Below are 727 nucleotides of genomic sequence, written 5' to 3'. Positions count from 1 at the left end.
ACTAAGGACAGCTCCTCTCAAATTTCCTGCGCCCACGACAGATAGGGACCGAACTGTCTCACGACGTTCTGAACCCAGCTCGCGTACCGCTTTAATGGGCGAACAGCCCAACCCTTGGGACCTACTTCAGCCCCAGGATGCGATGAGCCGACATCGAGGTGCCAAACCTCCCCGTCGATGTGGACTCTTGGGGGAGATAAGCCTGTTATCCCCAGGGTAGCTTTTATCCGTTGAGCGATGGCCCTTCCATGCGGTACCACCGGATCACTAAGTCCGACTTTCGTCCCTGCTCGACTTGTGGGTCTCGCAGTCAAGCTCCCTTATGCCTTTGCACTCTTCGAATGATTTCCAACCATTCTGAGGGAACCTTTGAACGCCTCCGTTACTCTTTAGGAGGCGACCGCCCCAGTCAAACTGCCCGCCTGACACGGTCCCCGTACCCGTTTAGGGTACCAGGTTAGAACCTAGATACAATCAGGGTGGTATCCCAACGGCGCCTCCATAGAAGCTTGCGCTCCTACTTCTACGGCTCCCACCTATCCTGTACAGATCGTACCCAAATTCAATATCAAGCTGCAGTAAAGCTCCATGGGGTCTTTCCGTCTTGTCGCGGGTAACCTGCATCTTCACAGGTATTAAAATTTCACCGGATCTCTCGTTGAGACAGCGCCCAAGTCGTTACGCCATTCGTGCGGGTCAGAATTTACCTGACAAGGAATTTCGCTAC

General features: G+C 53.8%; 1 rRNA gene. It reads right to left on the bottom strand.

The features are described from left to right. A 23S ribosomal RNA gene (locus tag A3842_RS12575) occupies positions 1-727 on the bottom strand; the annotation flags it as partial.

Origin of the sequence: Paenibacillus sp. P3E (assembly GCF_001909045.1) — a bacterium.
GTDB classification, from domain to species: Bacteria; Bacillota; Bacilli; order Paenibacillales; family Paenibacillaceae; genus Paenibacillus_AQ; species Paenibacillus_AQ helianthi.
The sequence above is the reverse complement of the archived record's forward strand: the minus strand, read 5'-3'. Positions and strand labels throughout refer to the sequence as shown.